The sequence below is a fragment of the Rhizobium sp. BK376 genome (genome assembly GCF_004341625.1).
Lineage (GTDB): Bacteria > Pseudomonadota > Alphaproteobacteria > Rhizobiales > Rhizobiaceae > Rhizobium.
On record NZ_SLZG01000003.1, the window covers coordinates 231617 to 246404 of the forward strand.

The window sequence follows — 14788 nt, forward strand, 5'->3', positions numbered from 1 at the left end:
CTCCCTCTATTGGCTGACCGCCGCGTTGAAATCGGCGAAGAATTGCTGCGCCAGTTTCCCGGCGGCGGATCCGATGAGCCGCGACCCGATCTGCGCGATCCTGCCGCCGATTTCAGCGCCGGCCTCGTAATGAAGGATAGTTTCCCTGCCATCCTCCTCGAGCACCACATTCGCCGACCCCTTGCCGAAACCGGCAAGTCCGCCCTTGCCCTCGGCCGAAATCGTGTAGCTCTCAGGGCTGCGGACGTTGGAAAGCGTGATCGCGATGGTAAAACCTGCCGAAATCAGCCCCACCTTGACCTTGACCCGCGCCGTCAATTCGCTTTCCGAAACCCATTGCAGGCTCTCGCATCGAGGAATGCACTGCATGAGAATGTCAGGGTCATTCAGGGCGGTCCACACCACATCGCGTGGCGCGGCAATCCGCTCTTGCCCGGTCATGTCCATGCAATTCCTCCCATTTCCGCATTCGAGCCGGGATAATCGCAGATCGGAAACCGCTTTGCCAAGTGGCGCCCAGATGCTATTTCGCCGGTGACAATCTCATCCGTCATCACACTTCAAACATATGGCAGTCATGGAACGAGATCCCAAGCCTTGGAGCGTTACCGCTAGCCGCATCACTTACCAGGATCGCTGGATCAAGGTCAGAAGCGACGATTGCCTCACCGCAGACGGCACCTTGGTCGCCCCGTTCCATGTGCTGGAATATCCCGACTGGATTAACGTTGTCCCTGTTATGCCGGACGGACGTGTCCTGCTGGTCAGGGAATACCGGCACGGTCGCGGCGAAATCGTGCTCGGTGTGGTCGCCGGTGGGGTTGAGGAAAGCGACAGACGGTCCGACGACCCTGCCATGGAAGCAGCCAAACGCGAATTGCTGGAGGAGACGGGCTACGAGGCGGACAGATTCGTCAAAATACTCGTGACGCATCCCAATTCGGCGACCCATAACAACATCCATACGACCTATCTTGCGCTCGGCCTCAACAAGGTAGCGGAGCAATCTCTGGATGAGAGCGAAGACGTGCAAGTGCTTTTTCGGCCGCTTGACGATGTCCTTCGCGATCTTCAGTCCGGCGCCCTCATCATGCAGGGCATGCATGTTGCAGCTCTGTATGCAGCGGCACATTGGCTGAAGATAAACGGGGGCTTGAAATAGGCCGGTCATCGCGAGAGGTTGAGCCCTTCGGCTGTAGAACGCCGGCTTAGGTTGATTGCGCCTCGTTTTGTGGCTAGAGGACGCTCTAACTATTTGGACGCGGAAAAGAACGTGAAACAGAAAGAACGCCGGCCGGGACAGAGAAATGCGGCTGCTCCCAATAGCGGGCGGCCCACGGACGATCGTCAGAAGCGCCCCGCCAAGCCGACGGCACCGTCCGCATCGGCGCGAAATCCCAAACCTGCTGCGGTCCGCGAAACGGCGGCTCCCACAGCGCCTGATCGGCCTTTGATCGCCCGCACCGGCGAGCGACCTGCCGAGCGCGTGCCGATCATTCTGGAATCCCTCGGTGCCGGCGACTTTCATCTGATCGACAGCGGCAACGGCCTGAAGCTTGAGCAATACGGACCGTACCGGATCGTCCGTCCCGAGGGGCAGGCGCTGTGGCAGCCGTCGCTGCCGGTCCAAGCATGGGAAAATGTCGATGCCGTCTTCACCGGCGATACCGATGAGGAAGGAACGGGGCGCTGGCGCTTTCCGAAGGCGGCGCTCGGCGAGACCTGGCCGCTGCATCTGCTCGGCGTCGATTTCCATGGCCGCTTCACTTCCTTTCGCCATGTCGGCGTCTTCCCTGAGCAGATCGTCCACTGGACCTGGATGAAAGATCAGGTCGAGAAGGCCGGCCGGCCGCTGAAGGTCCTGAACCTCTTCGGCTATACCGGCGTCGCCTCGCTGGTGGCGGCTGCCGCCGGCGCCGAAGTCACCCATGTCGATGCCTCCAAGAAGGCGATCGGCTGGACGCGCGAGAACCAGGCGCTCGGCCGCATGGAGAAGCTGCCGATCCGCTGGATCTGCGAAGACGCGATGAAGTTCATCCTGAGGGAGGAACGACGTGGCAGTACCTATGACATCATCCTGACCGATCCGCCGAAATTCGGCCGCGGCCCGAACGGCGAAGTCTGGCATCTCTTCGAGCACCTACCGCTGATGCTGGATATCTGCCGCGAGATCCTGTCGCCGAAGGCGCTCGGCCTCGTCTTGACCGCCTATTCGATCCGCGCCAGCTTCTATTCGATCCACGAGCTGATGCGCGAGACCATGCGTGGCCGTGGTGGCGCCGTGGAATCGGGCGAGCTGGTCATCCGCGAAGCAGGCCTCGATGGAAAGACCCCGGGCAAGGCGCTTTCCACCTCTCTCTTTTCCCGTTGGGTGCCGAAATGAACGAATTCCAGGAGCGCGGTCCGCGCCGGGTCGGTCAGGTGAAGGAAGTTACCTCCCTTGCCAACCCTGTTATCAAGGACATCAAGGCGCTGACATCGAAGAAGACGCGCGAGGAGACCGGCACCTTCATGGCCGAGGGCCTGAAGCTGGTCATCGATGCGCTGGAGCTCGGCTGGACCATCCGTACGCTCGTCTACGCCAAGGCAGCCAAGGGCAAGCCGCTGGTCGAGCAGGTCGCCGCAAAGACGGTGGCCTCGGGCGGACTGGTGCTGGAAGTGAGCGAGAAGGTCATTTCCTCGATCACCCGTCGCGACAATCCGCAGATGGTGGTCGGCATCTTCGACCAGCGCTGGACGACGCTGCGAGACATCCATCCGAAGCCGGGCGAAACCTGGGTGGCGCTCGACCGCGTCCGTGATCCCGGCAATCTCGGTACGATTATCCGAACCGTCGATGCGGCCGGCGCCTCCGGCGTCATCCTCGTCGGCGAGGCAACCGATCCCTTTTCACTGGAAACCGTGCGCGCCACGATGGGGTCGGTCTTTGCCGTCCCGGTCGCCAAAGCGACAGCCGAAGAGTTCCTCGCCTGGAAGAAGGGCGCCGGGGTTTCGGTCGTTGCCACGCATCTCGCAGGCGCCGTCGATTACCGGACCATCGACTACAAGAAGAAGCCCGTCGTCATTCTGATGGGCAATGAGCAATCCGGCTTGCCCGACATGCTTGCGAAAGAGGCGGATGCGCTTGCCCGCATCCCGCAATCCGGTCGCGCCGACAGCCTCAACCTGGCAGTCGCGACAGCAGTGATGCTGTTTGAGGCCCGCCGCCACATCCTGACGCTCAGCGAGACCAGATGACCGAACTTCCGTCCACCGAGCCGCGCAAATCCGCATTGTTTTCCCGGCCATTGCCGATCCTGATCTTCATCGTCATCGCCGTCATTCTCGACCAGGCGATCAAGATCGCCGTCGACCGCTTTCTGCCGCTGCAGGAGGCTGTTCCGGTCATTCCCATGCTGGCGCTTTACCGGACCTATAATGTTGGGGTCGCCTTCTCGATGCTGTCAGGCATGGACGGCTGGTTCATCGTCGGCATGCGCCTTGTCATCGTCGTTTTCGTGCTCTGGCTATGGCACCGTACGTCGAAGGACCGCTGGCTCGCCCATCTCGGCTTTGCGTTGATCATATCAGGTGCGCTCGGCAACCTTGTCGATCGTTTTCTCTACGGCCACGTGATCGACTATGTCCTGTTCCACACCGAGACATGGTCCTTTGCCGTTTTCAATCTCGCCGACAGCTTGATTTCGGTAGGCGCAGCGGCAGTCATTTTGGATGAGCTGCTGCTACCAAAAAAGGCCAAAGGATAAAGTTTTAACGATATCTGGAAGGCATTTGGAAGGGTGCTCATGTTAGAGGGCTCACATGAGCGCTCTCGGAAATCTGCAGGACAGGCTGGCGTCCACCTTTGGTGACGGCGCGCGCAGATCTGGTGTCCCGCGGATCGATGCGCCTCCGCTTGCGCCGGAAAATCTGGCCGATGGCCATATCCCTGAAAACGCTGAAAATTCGCCGCCCCAGGCCAGATCGCCTCGACTTCCGGAGCGGCTTCATCGCTACTGGCTGAGTGGCGGCGGTCTTGTTGCCGGCGTCCTGATGCTCTCCATCGGCTATGCCGGTGGTCCGCTGGCTCTGGCCGCCTTCCTCATCCTTGTGGCCGTCGCGATCGCCGTGACAGATTTTGTCAGACACAGCCAAGGCACGGCAGGCCGCGTTCATTCGTCGCAGCCGAAGACTTACACCGAGCATCAGTATGACCGGCAGTGGGAGCAGGACGAACGCGCCATGCTTCTTGCGACCATACACGACCAGCTCGGCGACATCGCCGTGACACGAAACATGGATCGCCGCATCGTCCGCGCCAACACGGTCTTCCGGCAGATGACAGGCAGGCCGCATCCGGAAGGCATGAGCTGCGAAGAGTTGGGTCTTGCCTTCCGTCCGGGCACCGAGCCCAATCGCTATGATGTCGAGATGTCCACGCCGCTCGGCCAACGCATCTTTGCCTGGCATGACGTCATGATCCGCGATCCGGCCTCCGGCGACCTGATGGTGCAGAGCATCGCCCGCGATGTCACCGACGAACGCCTGACGGCCCACGCCCGCGAGGAAGCCCGCCTGAAGGCGGAATACATCAATGCCGCCAAGTCCCGGCTTCTTGCGACTGTCAGCCATGAGATCCGAACCCCGCTGTCGGGCATTCTCGGCATGAGTCACCTGCTCAGTCAGACGAACCTCACCGCCGAGCAGGGCAATTATCTGGCGGGCATTCGCCAGTCCGGAAACGCGCTGGTGCAGTTGGTCGAGGACCTTCTCGATTTTTCGACGATCGAGGTCGGTCGGTTCGAGCTCCGCCCTCGCGCGGAACCCCTGCGCCAGCTGATCGAAAGCGTCGTCGAGATGCTGTCTCATCGGGCACATGAAAAAGGCATAGAGGTCGGAACGACTGTGTCCGCCGACGTCCCCGAACTCATGAATTTCGACCCCGCACGCCTTCGGCAAGTGCTGTTCAACGTCATCGGCAATGCAGTCAAGTTCACGCATCAGGGCGGTGTACTGATCCGAGCCGGCCTCGATGGAGCCGACCTGCTGATAACGGTAAGGGACAGCGGGCCAGGCATGACGCCGGCTGTACAGGCCCGGATATTCGGCGAGTATGAACAGGCCGGCGACGCGATCGAAAGAAGCGGAGGGACGGGCCTTGGCCTGCCCATCTCAGCCCGCATCATCAAGGAATTCGGCGGCTCGCTGACAGTGACCAGCGAAAAAGGCAAGGGCAGCGAATTTACGATCCGATTCCCCCTAAGCGTATCGCCGGAACACCGCGGTTCGAGCCGTCGTGGCCTGCTGAAGGGAACGCGCGTGCTGCTGCTTGCGCCGGATGGCCCTGCGAGCATCGGCATCGCCAGCACGATCCGCACGCTCGGCGGTCATTGCCAGCGGCTTGAACCCGGCGATATCGGCGGCTTTTCGCTGAGTGCGGTGGGCAAGGCGGACGAGCTGCCGACTGACATCATCGTCGATCACCGTATGGCTCCCTATTTCTTCCGCGAATTTTCGGACCGCGTCCAGATCGCGGCACCCGATCTGCGCAAGATCTTCCTGGTCAATCCCGAGGAACGCGCGATCCGGCCGCTTGATCTCTTCGATGCCTGGCTCATCCGGCCGCTTCGTGAACAGTCGCTGATCGATGTGCTCAGCGGCCGCATGCGGGGCATGGAAAAGCGGGATGCGATCAACGACAACCAGCGTGGTTTCGGCCCGGCAGTACCGGAGGTGAAGCCCCCGACCGGCCTCCGTATCGTTCTTGGCGAGGACGACCCCGTCAACGCCATGCTGGTGCGCGCAACGCTCGTGAAGGCGGGGCACAATGTCCAGCTTGTCGGGGATTTCGAAACCCTTCTCGGCATTGCAGCCGAGATGGGCGAGGACCGGCTGGATCTGATGGTCACGGATCTGTCCATGCCCGGCGGAGAAGGGCTGGATGTGCTTGCTCGGATACGCGCCGGTGAACGCCGCGACGGCCTGCCGGCCCTGCCGATTCTCGTGCTGACCGCCGACCATCGCCAGGAGACTCACAATAAGGCTCTCCTCGAGGGAGCCGATGCCGTACTCGCCAAACCGGTCGATCCGGAGCGTCTGGTGACCGAGGTTCAGAGACTTGCAACCCGCGCTTTGGAGGCCGCTTCCGTCCACTGAAAACCGGCTTTGTGGAAGGTTTTGAACAGGCACGGTTCTTGCATTTCGCATTGCACCATGTCACTTTCCTGTCGTATACATTTGCTTAATGGCGTGTAACCCAACCCGTAGAGGGGAACCGCCATGTCTATCGAAATGTTGAATCGCGAAATTCAGGGCGAAGCAGTTCAGACGTCGAATAAAACCAGTGTGCCCGTGAGCGGCGATGTGTTTGGACGCATCGGCAATCTTGAGACGCGCCTTGCCCGAACGGAGCGCGAGATCGATGCCGCGCAGGCCGTGCGCTTTCGCGTGTTCGTCGAAGAGATGAATGCTCAGTTGCCGGCAGATGCGATGCGCCGCGGGCGCGACGTCGATGCCTATGATTCGATCTGTGATCATCTGCTGGTGCTCGACCGTTCGCTCGAAGGCGATTCGGAAGACCAGATCGTCGGCACCTATCGTCTGCTGCGCCAGGAAGTGGCCATGGCGAACGGCGGCTTCTATTCTGCTTCGGAATTCGCCATCGACGGGTTGCTCGCCCGTCACCCGGAAAAGCGCTTCATGGAGCTCGGGCGCTCCTGCGTACTGCCTGCCTATCGCAATAAGCGCACCGTCGAGCTGCTGTGGCAGGGTAACTGGGCCTACTCGCTGAAGCACGGCATGAGCGCTATGTTCGGTTGCGCTTCCTTCCCGGGTATCCAGCCGGAACAGCATGCGCTCGCCTTGTCCTTCCTGCATCACAATGTGCTTGCAAAGGACGAATGGACCGTTGGCGCGCTTCCGAATCTTGCCCGCACCATGGACCTGATGCCTGTGGAGGCAGTCAATTCCAAGAAGGCGTTGATGGCGCTGCCGCCGCTCATCAAGGGTTATCTGCGCCTCGGCGCGATGGTCGGCTCCGGCGCCGTCGTCGATCAGGCCTTCAACACGACAGACGTCCTAATCGTTCTGCCGATATCAAGCATTTCCGATCGCTATGTGAACTACTACGGCGCCGACGCTGGCCGTTTCGCCAGCTGATTTGCATCCCTGAAGGCTTTGAAACGTCTTCAGGGAGCCATTGCGCGGCTTTGATCACGGGATAGCAAAAACATCGATCTGGTTCGTGATGCCGCGAAGAGCGACATTGTGCGATACCGGCTTCAAGCCGTGGGTGCTCAAGAGTTCTGCCGCCTGGGGATAGCCAAGCACGGAACCGGTTGCGAAGATCTCGTGCGACGTCGCGAGGTTCTGTACGCGCGACGCGATGTTGACCGTCTGGCCGAAATAGTCCTGCCGCTCGTTAAGACTGACCGCAATGCACGGTCCCTCGTGGATACCGATTTTCAGAAGCAGGTCGTCACTGCCGCGCTCCTTGTTGAGGCTGAGCATCGCCTCGCGCATCCGCATGGCAGCCATGATGGCCCGATCGGGCGTCGGAAAAGTGGCCATGACGGCATCTCCAATGGTCTTCACGACGGCACCGGCCTCGGCGCCGACGATATCGTTGAGGATGCCGAAATGGGTCCTCACCAGATCGAAGGCGGCAAGGTCGCCGACGCGCTCGTAAAGCTCCGTCGAGCCGCGCAGATCGGTGAAAAGAAATGTGAGGCTAGTGATCTTCAGCCGCTGATCGACGTCGATCGTGTCGGTGCGGTAGATGTCACGGAACGTCTGGTTGGAAAGCAGCCGCTTGGCCGTCAGGAAAGACCGGCGATTGTGCAGCAGCGAATGAAGCGCGTCGTTGGCAAGGCATACGGATGGAAGGGTGCGCACTTCCGTTCGGTTTTCGACGGAAAGACGTAAGGGTCCTGGTCTGAGCTTAAGCACATCGCCATGCCGCTGCACGCGGTCAAAGACGAGGGAAAGGTTCTGCCGCTCCCTGGTCGGCTCGCCCTGCACGTCGATGAATTGCGCAGCATGCGTGACAGGCTCGAAGATCACGGTGAACTCTGCCGGCAGCTGTAGCGATATGACGGCCTTTTCCCCCGGCGGCAGTTCGAGCGATTCCAGCACGAACGCATCGACCTTTTCCTCGTAACCTTCTTCCGGAAGCTCGATGCCGGAGCCCCAATAGATCTGCCGGAAATATTCTGTGGGAGACAAGGAGTGGGGATCATGCGCCGCGATATGGCGAACGCGCGGGCTGACTGTGAAGGTCACCTCGACCATCTCGTCCAGCGTCGGCTCATAACCGGCGGCGCATAGCGCGCAGCTATAGGTATCGCTCTGGATGGTCTTCAGTGAGGTATTGGCATCGAGAACGCCGCCGCAGCCCGGGCAAAGGACGTTCCAGGACATCTCGAACAGCCCGAGCCGCGCTGCATGCAGAAAGGCGTTGACCGTCAAGTCTTCGTCGAATCCGTACTTGTTCGCAAAGGCAAGCGCATTCACGCGGCAAAGATGATGGTCGGGTGCTTCGACGACCAACCGCTCTATGGCATCCGCAATATCAGGCAGCGCCGAATGCCTAAGCGCTGCAAACAGGGGCATAGCGTCATCCATCTTGCGATTTTATACCGAAATCACGACTGCGGACAGCGTCTTTCTTTCATACGCGGACAGGTCGGACACGCATGATCGAGATGGCTTTTGGAGGGAGATGGTGGAAATCGTCATTCAATTGCATTACACCCTATTCTGGTTGAAGGAGACAGTAGATGGCGTCGACCGCGCTTGTTCAGACAAGGATTGATCCGCAGATCAAGGAACGCGCTACTGCTGTTCTTGAGACAATGGGGCTGACGGTTTCCGACGCCGTTCGAATATTGCTCACCAGAACTGCCAATGAAGGCGCCTTGCCGCTTGAGCTTTTAAGTAATGGTGAGGCGCACGACACTTGGTTTCGAACCAAGGTTCTGCAGGCGCTTGCCGATACGCGGCCGGATATCGACGACGCGGACGTCGAAGCACATTTCGAAGAGCGGCGAGCTCAGGCGCTGCAAGAAATTGATGAGGCTGATCAGTGAAGCTCGTCTGGGCGCGCTATGCACTTTCCGATCGCGACGGCATCTTTACCTATATTCGAGCTGAAAATCCGAAAGCCGCAGTTTTAATCGACCAACAAGTCGCATCGGCAGCACGTCGTCTCCTAGAATTTCCGGAAAGCGGCAGGATCGGACGCATCGAGGGCACACGAGAACTGGTTGTCCCGCGAACGCCCTACATCCTTGCCTAAATCATACTGCCCGATCGCATCCGAATCCTACGCGTTCTCCACGGAGCCCAGATGTGGCCGGATGAGCTTTCCACGGATTAAAACCCAGCGCCGTCTGACCGGACATGCTGACAATCGAGCCAAAGGCTAGGCGACAGCGGCGGTCGGAAGGCCGCCGCTGTCGAGTTGAACTTACGTCCCAGCCCCATAGGCAGCGATCGCCGCCATGTTGACGATGTCGGAATCCTTGGCGCCCATGGAGGTGATCTGCACCGGCTTGTCGAGGCCAACGAGCAGGGGACCGATGACGGTGGAGCCGCCCAGTTCCTGCAGCATCTTGGTCGAGATCGAGGCCGAGTGGAAAGCCGGCATGATGAGCACGTTGGCGGGGCCGGAGAGACGGCAGAAGGGATATTGCCCCTCCATGATCTTGCGGTTTAGCGCAACGTCAGCCGCCATTTCTCCGTCATATTCGAAATCGACCCGGCGCTGATCGAGGATGGCGACAGCCTCGCGCACCCGCTCCGAACGTTCGCCCGAGGGATGGCCGAAGGTGGAATAGGCGAGCAGGGCGACGCGCGGCTCATAGCCCATGCGGCGGGCAAGGCTTGCGGTCTCCTCGGCAATCTCCGCAAGCTCGAGCGCCGTCGGCATATCGTGCACGGCGGTATCGGCAACGAAGACGGTGCGTCCGCGGGCCAGCACCAGCGAAACGCCGATCACGCGGTGTCCCGGCTTGGGGTCGATGCAGCGGCGCACGTCTTCCAGCGCGGTTGAGTAGTTGCGGGTAACCCCCGTCACCATGCCGTCGGCGTCGCCCATTGCCACCATGCAGGCGGCGAAATGGTTGCGGTCGTTATGGATCAGGCGAGTGACATCGCGCAAGAGATAGCCTTTTCGCTGCAGCCGCGCATAGAGGTAGTCGATATAGGCATCGACGCGTGTCGAGATGCGAGCGTTGACGATTTCCAGTCCCGGCCGGTTGAGGTCGATGCCCGCCCGTTCCGCAGTTGCGTGAATGAGGTCCTCGCGGCCCAGCAGGATGGCGGTGCCGAGCTGCTGGTTGGCATAGGAGAGGGCCGCGCGCATGACCTGCTCTTCTTCGGCCTCGGCAAAGACGATCCGCTTCTGGTGCCGGCGAACCCGTTCATAGAGCCGCGCAAGCGTGGAGGCGATCGGGTCGCGGCGGGCCGAGAGTTCCCGCGCATAGGCGGCCATGTCCGTGATGGCCTTTCGCGCAACGCCCGTCTCGATCGCCGCTTCGGCGACCGCAACGGGAATGGCCGAGATCAGCCTGGGGTCGAAGGGCACGGGAATGATATATTGTGGCCCGAAGCGCGGCCGGGCACCCTGGTAGGCAGCGACGACGTCGTCGGGCACATCCTCGCGGGCAAGACTGGCCAGCGCCTTGACGGCGGCGATCTTCATCTCGTCGTTGATGGTCGTGGCGCGCACGTCGAGCGCACCGCGGAAGATATAGGGAAAGCCGAGAACGTTATTGACCTGGTTCGGGTAGTCCGAACGACCTGTGGCCATGATCGCGTCGTCGCGGATGTGGGCCACTTCTTCCGGCGTGATTTCCGGGTCGGGATTGGCCATGGCAAAGATGATCGGCTTGTCCGCCATCGAGCGGATCATCTCTTCCGAGAAGGCGCCCTTCTGCGAAAGGCCGAAGACGACGTCGGCGTCCTTCATGGCTTCTTCCAGCGTGCGGCTGTCGGTCTTTGCCGCATGCGCCGATTTCCACTGGTTCATGCCTTCGCTGCGGCCCTGGTAGATGACGCCCTTCGTGTCGCAGAGAATGATGTTCTCGGGATTGAAGCCCATCGCCTTGATGAGCTCGACGCAGGCGATTGCCGCGGCACCCGCCCCGTTGCAGACGAGCTTCGTCGTCTTCAGGTCGCGGCCGGTCAGCTCCAGCGCGTTGATAAGACCGGCAGCTGCGATGATCGCTGTGCCGTGCTGATCGTCATGGAAAACCGGGATATCCATGAGTTCGCGCAGGCGCTGCTCGATGATGAAACAGTCCGGCGCCTTGATGTCTTCGAGGTTGATGCCGCCGAAGGAGGGGCCGAGATAGCGCACGCAATTGATGAACTCGTCGACATTTTCCGTATCGACTTCGAGGTCGATGGAATCGACGTCGGCGAAGCGCTTGAAGAGAACGGACTTGCCTTCCATGACCGGCTTCGATGCCAGCGCGCCGAGATTGCCGAGGCCGAGGATGGCGGTGCCGTTGGAAATGACGGCGACCATGTTGCCGCGGGACGTATAGTCATAGGCAGTACCGGGATCGGCGGCGATCGCCTTGACCGGAACCGCGACACCCGGCGAATAGGCAAGCGACAGATCGCGCTGCGTCGCCATCGGCTTGGTCGGATTGATCTCCAGCTTGCCGGGGCGACCCTGCGAATGGAAATCGAGCGCTTCCTGATCGGTAATCCCGTTGGCTGGGCGCGGCTTGTCGTTCATCTCAGGCATATATCCTCCAAACCCTCTTGGCATCAGACCTTGATATCCGGTTGCCGCCATTTCCTATAATGACGGTTTTTTTGGCTGACACGACGCTTTTGGGAAAAGTCGTCCTGTTACAAACGATTAAAATTTCCGCCTCGGCCTCAGATAGACCGACATGTGCCCTATGAAGGACGGCCCAGGCTTTTCAGCCGATTTGGACGCGTCCTTGAAACCTCCTGTGGGCGAGCGGCTCCCCTTTTCCGATTGCTGTTGTCTTCTATAGCGGCGCGTGGATAGGGTGGCACCTCATTTTTCAGGAAAAACTGCACTGCCGTGAACGAACGAATGATCGCCAGCATCGATGCCTTCTCGGCTGCCGAACTCGCCACCGACGAAAGCCGGGCCTCGGCCACGCCGATGATGGAGCAATATATAGAGATCAAGGCGAACAATCCCGGTTCGCTGCTCTTCTATCGCATGGGCGATTTCTACGAGCTCTTCTTCGAGGACGCCGTCGATGCCTCCCGCGCGCTCGGCATCACGCTGACGAAGCGCGGCCAGCACATGGGCCAGGATATCCCGATGTGCGGCGTGCCGGTGCATGCGGCCGACGACTATCTGCAGAAACTGATTGCGCTCGGTTTCCGCGTCGCCGTCTGCGAGCAGGTGGAAGATCCCGCGGAAGCAAAGAAGCGCGGCTCCAAATCTGTGGTCAAACGCGATGTCGTTCGGCTTGTCACACCAGGCACCATCACCGAGGAAAAGCTGCTCTCGCCCTCGGAATCCAATTATCTGATGGCGCTGACCCGCATCCGCGGTGCCGGCGAGCCGCAGCTGGCGCTCGCCTGGATCGATATTTCGACCGGCGTCTTCCGTCTCGCTGAAACGGAAGCTTCACGGCTGCTCGCCGATATCCTGCGCATCGACCCGCGCGAGCTGATCCTGCCCGATACGATGTTCCACGATGCCGAGCTGAAGCCGGTCTTTGACGTGCTCGGCCGCACCGCTGTGCCGCAGCCGGCCGTACTTTTCGACAGCGCCAGTGCCGAAGGCCGCATCACCCGCTATTTCGGCATTTCGACCCTGGATGGTTTCGGCACTTTCACCCGCGCCGAACTCGCAGCCGCAGCCGCTGCGATCGCCTATGTCGAAAAGACCCAGATTGCCGAACGCCCGCCGCTCGGCAAGCCGGAGCGCGAAAGTGGCGCTTCCACCCTCTTCATCGATCCGGCGACCCGCGCCAATCTCGAACTGGCGCGCACGCTCTCGGGCGACCGCAACGGCTCGCTGCTGAAGGCGATCGATCGCACGGTGACGGGCGGCGGTGCCCGGCTTCTCGCAGAAAGGCTGATGTCGCCCCTGACCGATCCGGCTCGGATCAACGAGCGGTTGGATTCGATCGGCTTCCTGATGGAAGAGCCCTCGCTCTGCAGCGATCTGCGCGATGCGCTGAAACATGTCCCTGATATGCCGCGCGCCCTGTCGCGGCTGGCGCTCGACCGTGGCGGCCCGCGCGATCTCTGGGCGATCCGCCAGGGTCTGGGTGCCGCTGCCCATATCGCCGGGAAGCTTGCAAATGCGATGTTGCCGGAAGAACTGTCCATTGCGCTCGCCGGCCTGCGGGCGCTTCCTGACGCGCTTGAAGCAATGCTCGCAGGCACGCTCGCCGACGAATTGCCGCTTCTCAAACGCGACGGCGGTTTCCTGCGCGAGGGCGCCGATGCCGAGCTTGACGAGGTACGTGCGCTGCGCGACCAGTCCCGGCGCGTCATCGCCGGCCTACAGCTGCAATATGCCGACGAAACCGGCATCAAGTCGCTCAAGATCAAGCACAACAATGTGCTCGGCTATTTCATCGAGGTCACCGCGGGCAATGCCGGCCCGATGACCGACACATCGGAAGCCAAGGCACGCTTCATCCATCGCCAGACCATGGCAAATGCGATGCGCTTCACCACGACTGAACTCGCCGATCTCGAAAGCCGCATTGCCAACGCCGCCGACAAGGCGCTGACGATCGAGCTCGCAGCCTTCGACCGCATGGTGACGGCCGTCGTCGGCGAGGCCGAAGCGATAAAATCGGGAGCCCGGGCGCTCGCGATCATCGACGTCGCATCCGGCCTTGCGCTTCTGGCGGACGAGCAGGCCTATTGCCGCCCGCAGGTCGATGGTTCGAAAATGTTTGCGATCGGTGGCGGCCGGCATCCGGTTGTCGAACAGGCGCTGCGCCGGCAGGCTGGTGGTCCCTTCGTCGCCAACAATTGCGATCTCTCGCCACAGGAAGATGGCAGGGATGGTGCGATCTGGCTGCTGACCGGCCCGAACATGGGCGGTAAATCGACCTTCCTGCGCCAGAATGCGCTGATCGCCATCATGACGCAGATGGGCTCCTTCGTTCCGGCCGCATCCGCCCATATCGGCATTGTCGACCGGCTGTTCTCACGCGTCGGCGCCTCAGACGATCTCGCCCGCGGCCGCTCCACCTTCATGGTCGAGATGGTCGAGACGGCGGCGATCCTCAACCAGGCGACCGACCGCTCGCTCGTCATCCTCGATGAGATTGGCCGTGGCACCGCGACCTTCGACGGTCTCTCCATCGCCTGGGCCGCGGTCGAACACCTGCATGAGGCCAACCGCTGCCGCGGCCTCTTCGCCACCCATTTCCATGAGCTGACCGTGTTGTCCGAGAAGCTGAACCGTCTGTCCAACGCGACTATGCGCGTTCGGGAGTGGGACGGCGACGTCATCTTCCTGCATGAAGTCGGACCCGGTGCTGCCGATCGCTCCTACGGCATTCAGGTGGCCCGGCTCGCCGGCCTGCCGGCCTCGGTCGTTGCCCGTGCCCGCGACGTGCTGACCCGGCTCGAGGATGCCGACCGCAAGAATCCGGCCAGCCAGCTGATCGACGACCTGCCGCTGTTCCAGGTGGCGGTAAGGCGTGAGGAGGCAGCCGGGCGTCGCGGCCCCTCGAAGGTCGAGGAGGCGCTGAAGGCGCTCGATCTCGATGATTTGACTCCGCGCGGGGCTCTCGATGCCCTTTACGAATTGAAGAAAAAACTCGACAAGACGATCTGACGA

11 protein-coding genes and 1 pseudogene are annotated in these 14788 nt (G+C 61.2%); 9 read left to right on the plus strand and 3 right to left on the minus strand.

The features are described from left to right. Window positions 1-6 precede the first annotated feature (6 nt). The gene (locus tag EV561_RS09565) at window positions 7-447 is read right to left on the minus strand and encodes a carbon monoxide dehydrogenase subunit G (RefSeq protein ID WP_132520621.1); all 441 of its coding nucleotides are present in this window, start codon (window positions 445-447) and stop codon (window positions 7-9) included. Between the two features lie 130 nt (window positions 448-577). Between EV561_RS09565 and EV561_RS09570 the strand changes: the two genes are divergently transcribed. From EV561_RS09570 to EV561_RS09595, 6 genes are all read left to right on the plus strand, one after another. Next, window positions 578-1162, plus strand: a complete 585-nt coding sequence (locus EV561_RS09570; RefSeq protein WP_132520623.1) for an NUDIX hydrolase — start codon at window positions 578-580, stop codon at window positions 1160-1162. Between the two features lie 111 nt (window positions 1163-1273). Beyond that, window positions 1274-2383 carry a class I SAM-dependent methyltransferase gene (locus tag EV561_RS09575; RefSeq protein WP_132520626.1) on the plus strand — a complete coding sequence of 370 codons (1110 nt, stop codon included), beginning with the start codon at window positions 1274-1276 and terminating at the stop codon, window positions 2381-2383. Then, window positions 2380-3237, plus strand: coding sequence for an RNA methyltransferase (locus EV561_RS09580; RefSeq protein ID WP_132520629.1), 858 nt, complete (start codon window positions 2380-2382; stop codon window positions 3235-3237). The genes EV561_RS09575 and EV561_RS09580 overlap by 4 nt, the downstream gene beginning before the upstream one ends. Continuing rightward, entirely contained in the window at window positions 3234-3746 is a 513-nt protein-coding gene (lspA, locus tag EV561_RS09585) for a signal peptidase II (RefSeq protein WP_132520632.1), read from the plus strand. The genes EV561_RS09580 and lspA overlap by 4 nt, the downstream gene beginning before the upstream one ends. 55 nt (window positions 3747-3801) lie before the next feature. Further along, window positions 3802-6135 carry an ATP-binding protein gene (locus EV561_RS09590; protein WP_132520635.1) on the plus strand — a complete coding sequence of 778 codons (2334 nt, stop codon included), beginning with the start codon at window positions 3802-3804 and terminating at the stop codon, window positions 6133-6135. A gap of 123 nt (window positions 6136-6258) precedes the next feature. Further along, a complete protein-coding gene (locus EV561_RS09595) occupies window positions 6259-7137 on the plus strand; it encodes a GNAT family N-acetyltransferase (protein WP_132520638.1) in 879 nt (292 codons plus the stop codon). 54 nt (window positions 7138-7191) lie between these two features. On the opposite strand, the gene EV561_RS09600 is transcribed toward EV561_RS09595, so the two are convergent. Continuing rightward, window positions 7192-8601 carry an adenylate/guanylate cyclase domain-containing protein gene (locus tag EV561_RS09600; protein WP_132520641.1) on the minus strand — a complete coding sequence of 470 codons (1410 nt, stop codon included), beginning with the start codon at window positions 8599-8601 and terminating at the stop codon, window positions 7192-7194. Window positions 8602-8756: 155 nt separating this feature from the next. On the opposite strand from EV561_RS09600, the gene EV561_RS09605 reads away from it, so the two are divergent. Next, window positions 8757-9065 (plus strand): type II toxin-antitoxin system RelB/DinJ family antitoxin, encoded by a 309-nt coding sequence (locus EV561_RS09605; RefSeq protein WP_132520644.1) that lies wholly within the window; start codon window positions 8757-8759, stop codon window positions 9063-9065. Beyond that, window positions 9062-9355: pseudogene (locus tag EV561_RS09610) on the plus strand (type II toxin-antitoxin system RelE/ParE family toxin). Before EV561_RS09605 ends, EV561_RS09610 begins: the two are co-directional and overlap by 4 nt. Before the next feature lie 90 nt (window positions 9356-9445). Here EV561_RS09610 and EV561_RS09615 read toward each other — a convergent pair. Continuing rightward, window positions 9446-11734 carry an NADP-dependent malic enzyme gene (locus EV561_RS09615; RefSeq protein WP_132520647.1) on the minus strand — a complete coding sequence of 763 codons (2289 nt, stop codon included), beginning with the start codon at window positions 11732-11734 and terminating at the stop codon, window positions 9446-9448. Between the two features lie 321 nt (window positions 11735-12055). Between EV561_RS09615 and mutS the strand changes: the two genes are divergently transcribed. Then, complete coding sequence (mutS, locus tag EV561_RS09620; RefSeq protein WP_132521628.1) at window positions 12056-14785, plus strand: DNA mismatch repair protein MutS; 2730 nt, start codon at window positions 12056-12058, stop codon at window positions 14783-14785. The last annotated feature ends 3 nt before the right edge of the window (window positions 14786-14788 follow it).